At 44.9% G+C, this 5,120-nt stretch carries 5 protein-coding genes and 1 pseudogene; 1 reads left to right on the forward strand and 5 read right to left on the reverse strand.

Annotated features, from left to right (window positions below):
• Window positions 1-108 precede the first annotated feature (108 nt).
• Window positions 109-1,131, forward strand: coding sequence for a DUF1646 family protein (locus tag BFI01S_RS20800; RefSeq protein ID WP_061794295.1), 1,023 nt, complete (start codon window positions 109-111; stop codon window positions 1,129-1,131).
• Between the two features lie 86 nt (window positions 1,132-1,217).
• On the opposite strand, the gene BFI01S_RS20805 is transcribed toward BFI01S_RS20800, so the two are convergent.
• The 5 genes and pseudogenes from BFI01S_RS20805 to cobA form a co-directional block, all read right to left on the reverse strand.
• On the reverse strand, window positions 1,218-2,360 hold the full coding sequence (locus tag BFI01S_RS20805; RefSeq protein WP_061794296.1) for a glycerate kinase: 1,143 nt from the start codon (window positions 2,358-2,360) through the stop codon (window positions 1,218-1,220).
• A gap of 153 nt (window positions 2,361-2,513) precedes the next feature.
• Window positions 2,514-2,633 (reverse strand): annotated as a pseudogene (locus tag BFI01S_RS23180) (sugar diacid recognition domain-containing protein); the annotation flags it as partial.
• Window positions 2,634-2,737: 104 nt separating this feature from the next.
• The gene (locus BFI01S_RS20815; protein WP_061794298.1) at window positions 2,738-3,346 is read right to left on the reverse strand and encodes a precorrin-2 dehydrogenase/sirohydrochlorin ferrochelatase family protein; all 609 of its coding nucleotides are present in this window, start codon (window positions 3,344-3,346) and stop codon (window positions 2,738-2,740) included.
• A complete protein-coding gene (locus tag BFI01S_RS20820; protein ID WP_061794299.1) occupies window positions 3,327-4,079 on the reverse strand; it encodes a sirohydrochlorin chelatase in 753 nt (250 codons plus the stop codon). Before BFI01S_RS20820 ends, BFI01S_RS20815 begins: the two co-directional genes overlap by 20 nt.
• A gap of 32 nt (window positions 4,080-4,111) precedes the next feature.
• Window positions 4,112-4,888 carry a uroporphyrinogen-III C-methyltransferase gene (gene cobA / locus BFI01S_RS20825; RefSeq protein ID WP_061794300.1) on the reverse strand — a complete coding sequence of 259 codons (777 nt, stop codon included), beginning with the start codon at window positions 4,886-4,888 and terminating at the stop codon, window positions 4,112-4,114.
• Window positions 4,889-5,120: the final 232 nt, after the last annotated feature.

A 5,120-nucleotide genomic window follows, 5' to 3' on the forward strand; every position in this document is an offset into this window, starting at 1 on the left:
AAGCACTCCCCGCTGATTGACTTTATGGCAAGTTTGTCCGGGGGTTTGCATATGCATGTAATATTCCTTGTGATTAAGCTGGGAAAATAACCAAATGGAGCAGGATTTATGATTTATTTGTTAGTGGTTATTTTCATTATTGTTCTTGTCATGCCTTTTCTTTCTGAGTTTGTGGAAAAAAATCTGGAGATGTTTTTATTTTTAATGGGGCTTGCAGCAGCACTTGCAAGCGGAGTTCTGAATAGCGGCCTTTTTGTACAAGCGGCACAGGAGCCTGTAAAAATTACACTTGCTGTCTTTATTGCGGGCCTCTTGTTTAAATGGTTTCAGGCAAATCTGGAAAAAAGCATCCTTTCAGTAAGCCGGCGTATGCCGTTTCGATTATTTGCAGCTTTGATTGTCATTTTCCTTGGATTAATTTCAAGTGTCATTACCGCTATTATCGCTGCGCTGGTTCTTGTGTTAATTGTCAGTGCCCTAAGGCTGGACAGAAGTTCAGAAGTCAGGCTGACGGTGCTCGCCTGCTTTTCGATTGGCCTTGGCGCTGCATTGACGCCGATCGGGGAACCGCTTTCCACCATTGCAATCAGTAAATTGAAAGAAGACTTTTTCTTTTTGATGGAATTGGTTGGACCGCAAATTATCATCGCCCTCGTATTTTTCGGAATAATGGCAGTGATAGCTGTAAAACCGCCTGTTTCTGGAAAAGCTTCCTTTACCAAGAAGCCTGCCAGTGAAAGCTATGAAGAAATTTTTGTCAGAGCTCTGAAGATTTATTTTTTCGTCATGGGTCTGACGATGCTTGGGGCCGGTTTTGAACCGTTAATCAATCATTTTTTAATCGGTTTAAATCCGCTTTTGTTATATTGGATCAATATGATTTCTGCTGTCCTGGACAATGCCACCCTTGCAGCGGCTGAAATCAGCCCATCCATGGATCATTTTACCGTTCAATCCATTCTCCTTGGACTCTTGATCAGCGGCGGAATGCTGATTCCCGGGAATATTCCCAATATCATTGCTGCCGGGAAACTGAAGATTACAAGTAAAGAGTGGGCCGTATTCGGGGTTCCTTTTGGGCTGGTCACGATGATTGGATATTTTGTGCTTATTATAATCACAGGTAATTGAAAAGGACTGCCCGCAGTCCTTTTTCGTTTTCTTTCTTTATAGTTTACATAACATTATTATTATCTATTAAAAAAAGAAGCTGAATCTCACAGCTTCTCATTATTCATTTTCATAAGGGCTGCTATGTTCCTCGCTGTTCTTTCCATATAAATGGCTGCTTTCTCAAAGGCATCCGGAAGGGTTATCACGCCAGGAACAATGCTGAATAGCGCATCAATACCATGTTCATGCACAATATGGCTGTCGTCCGATAAGGAACCTGCAAGACCGATGACGGGTATTCCGTGCTTCTTCGCCGCTTTTGCCACCCCAATCGGAGTTTTTCCATGAATCGTCTGGCTGTCAATCCTGCCTTCGCCTGTAATGACAAGGTCAGCACCTTTTACTTCTTCCTCAAAGTTAACCGCTTCAAGAACGATTTCAATCCCTCTTTTTAAGTCAGCATTTAAGAAGGCAAGCAGACTTCCGCCGATGCCTCCAGCCGCTCCTGCCCCCTCTATATCGCGGAACGGTTTGCCGAGTGCATGTTCAGCAACATCTGCAAAATGGCCCAGATTCCGATCCAGCAGCTCTGCCATCTCAGGGGTCGCGCCTTTTTGGGGGCCAAAGACAGCGGAAGCACCTCTTGGACCAGTTAATGGGTTATCAACGTCACAGGCCACTTCGAAATGGACGTCCCGAATCCTTGAATCAAGGTTTGACATGTCGATGGCTGAAAGATCAGCAAGCGATCCTCCGCCCGGGCCGATTTCGCTGCCGGTTTTGTCAAGAAGCTTTCCGCCTAAAGCTTGTATCATTCCTGCCCCGGCATCATTTGTGGCACTTCCGCCAATTCCAATTATGATGTGCTTCACTCCTGTGTCCATTGCTGCAGCGATTAATTCACCTGTTCCCCTCGTGGACGTCAGCAAGGGGTTCCGTATTTCTTTAGGAACCAGATGCAAGCCAGAGGCAGCGGCCATCTCAATGACAGCTGTCTTTCCATCGCCCATCAGGCCAAAGAAAGCCTTAACAGGTTCCCCGAGAGGTCCAGTAACTGATCGCTCTATGATCGTTCCTCCCGTTGCATCAGCCAGCGATTGCACCGTTCCCTCTCCGCCGTCGGCCATCGGCATTTTTTTGTATTGTGCATTGGGAAAGATCGCTTTAAACCCTCGCTCAATGGCATTCGCTGCCTCAAGTGCCGATAAACTCTCTTTAAATGAATCTGGCGCAATGACTATTTTCATTCCTGTTTTCCCCTTTCTTTAGCCAAAAAGCTGAAAGACTCCAAATATCAAAGTTGAAATAACAGCAAGTTCTTCTTGCAGCTTGAGAACAATTACGGTTCTCGGGATTTGCAGGACTGCTCCAGAACGAGTTCCGCTGCCATTTATTGATCCTTTCTTTTCACCTGATCCGATTATGATGCCTTCTTCATTCATAACATTTATGTTTTTATTAAGAATTTTCATCGTGCGCTCCACTATTTCCTGAGCAAGTTCAAAGGTTAAAAAATGCACTTTACACGCCGCCTTCCACGATTCATTACTAACAATGTACCATAGTGAATTTGCACAATAAACAAAATAAACAACCGTGTGCCAGGACACGGTTGAGGATTTGTTTATTCTAATGACTGCAGATATGCCCATTTGCGTTCCCTCTCATCCTCTGAAAGTCGATAACGATCATCCAGGAGTTCGGCAAGCAGTTCATTTTTTTCCGAAGGAGGGATAGAAAGCTTTTTAATATAATCGCGGCAGTTTCCCAGAAATTCTGAATATCCTGTCCAGCTTTTATCAAATTGTTCATCCAGCTGTTTTTTTAACATCCGGGTCAGCTTTGGGCTTGCACCATTGGAGGTGATAGCAATTTGAAGAGGACCGCGCCTTACAGCTGCCGGAAAGATTACATTTCCTTCTCCTGCTTCATCGACAACGCAGACCAGCTGACCTGAATCCAGCGATTTAGCCAAGGCATGGTTAGCTTCACGTTCATTTGTGGCCAGAATGGATAAAAAAGCATCTTTAAAATCATCTGCGGAAGCTTCCCGCTGAATGAGCTCATAGCCTCTTTGATGGGCTAAATGAAGAAGCTCATCTGTAAAATCAGGAGCAACAAACGTAATTTGGGCATTTTCTCCATCAAGTGTTTTCGCTTTTCGTAAGGCAATTCTGCCGCCGCCAGCAATAACGATCTTCTTGCTGGTTAAATCAATGAATAACGGCTGCATTCACATTCACCTCTCCATTCGCTTTTCCAGCGACCAGATTTTGGATAGCGGCATGTTTTCCCAGCGTATCAGTAAGATTCACAGAGTAACCTGCCTTTACTTTCTTATTTACCTCTCTTATTACCTCACTTAGCAGAAGCCCCGAGAATAGTAGATATGGGATGACAATCACATTGCCGCTTGCCTTCTGGCATATGGATTCAAGACCATCCTGGAAGGACGGAGCAGCGGCTGCCAGATAGCAGACCTGCACATTTTTCACACGGAGACGTTTGCTGATTCCGTTTTTGATAGAGTCAAAAGCTCTTAGAATGGAAGGATCACTGCTGCCTCTTCCCACAATTAAAACAGAATCTAAAGGAGATATCGGCTGGGCATCTGCTGTAACAAGCTCTGCAATGGCGTCTAGAATAGTGTCCTGGACTCCAAAAGGGTCCGCCATCTTTACGATGATGCCGTGATATTTTTCTATTAAAGGGGCAAGCTCTTCAGGAATATCCTTCTTGATATGGCCGGCTGCGAGTAAAAATAAAGGGACAATGACAATTTCGGAGGCGCCTTTACGGACACAGTATTCAAAGCCGGTTTCAATATCAGGCTCTGTTAATTCCAGAAAACAAATCTTTTGAATGGGAGCATCGACTTTTTTCATAACACTTTCGATAAAAAGGTTTGCTTCGGCAGCTCCTTTTTTGGAACGTGTGCCATGGCCGATGTATAGGACCGCCTTCATTAGTTAGGCTCCCTCCTTTTTAAAACCGCCGCCTACCCTTGGACAGCAGGCAGATGCGGTGGAATTTCTTCTTCGAACCAATTAATTTTATGGTGCATGGCGACAACATTCCCAATGACGATCATGCTTGGATTCGTGATGTTTGATTCTTTCACTTTGTTCTCAATAGTAGCAAGCGTGCCTGTAACGGTCCGCTGCTCTGAAAGTGTTCCCCAGTGCACGAGGGCAATCGGTGTTTGAGGGGATTTTCCGTTTTGAATGAGGTTCTTCACAATATTAGGCAAATGGGAAACTCCCATATATACACATATCGTGTCTACTGCATGTGCCAGATGGGCCCACTGGTGCTCAGCTTCTTCGTTTCCTGCCTGGTGTCCTGTGACAAATGCGAAACTTTTGCTTAAGGTCCGGTGTGTGACCGGAATCCCCGCATAAGCAGATGCCGCGATTCCTGCAGTGACTCCAGGCACAATTTCAAATGGCACATCATGATTGGCACACTCTTCTGCCTCTTCCCCGCCCCTGCCGAATACAAATGGATCTCCGCCTTTCAGCCGGCAGACCTGAAGACCTTTTTTCGCATATTTGACGAGCAGATGATTAATGGTTTCCTGTTTCATCACATGATGATTGGGGAGCTTGCCGCAATACACCAGCTGAGCTTCTTTTTTCGCATAGTTTAATAGTTCACGGTTTACGAGACGATCATACAGAACAACATCTGCCTCCTGCAGGCATCTCATTCCCTTAACAGTCATCAGGTCCGGGTCACCCGGTCCGGCACCTACTAAATAAACTTTTCCTGTCATTCTCATGACCGCCCTTTCTGTAATGTCTTTTAATATATGCATTTTAACGCTTTTCCTAAGCTAATAATCTGATTGATTTCTATAATACCATTTTTCGGGGTGAAATAGTAGGAATTATTTTTTCAGAAAAGGAGCCTCCTATTAGAAAGAGGCTCCCGGTTTTTATCGCAGTCTAACGGGCAGTAAAACCTCCACTTCAAGACTCAGAGGAATCAAATGAGGATAAGTGGGG

Source organism: Cytobacillus firmus NBRC 15306 (assembly GCF_001591465.1).
In the GTDB taxonomy this organism is placed as follows: Bacteria; Bacillota; Bacilli; order Bacillales; family Cytobacillaceae; genus Cytobacillus; species Cytobacillus firmus.

Excerpts from the sequence above, each read along its gene's own strand:
- BFI01S_RS20800 (WP_061794295.1), top strand. The coding sequence starts at position 109 with ATGATTTATTTGTTAGTGGTTATTTTCATTATTGTTCTTGTCATGCCT.
- BFI01S_RS20805 (WP_061794296.1), bottom strand. The coding sequence starts at position 2,360 with ATGAAAATAGTCATTGCGCCAGATTCATTTAAAGAGAGTTTATCGGCA.
- BFI01S_RS20815 (WP_061794298.1), bottom strand. The coding sequence starts at position 3,346 with ATGCAGCCGTTATTCATTGATTTAACCAGCAAGAAGATCGTTATTGCT.
- BFI01S_RS20820 (WP_061794299.1), bottom strand. The coding sequence starts at position 4,079 with ATGAAGGCGGTCCTATACATCGGCCATGGCACACGTTCCAAAAAAGGA.
- cobA (WP_061794300.1), bottom strand. The coding sequence starts at position 4,888 with ATGACAGGAAAAGTTTATTTAGTAGGTGCCGGACCGGGTGACCCGGAC.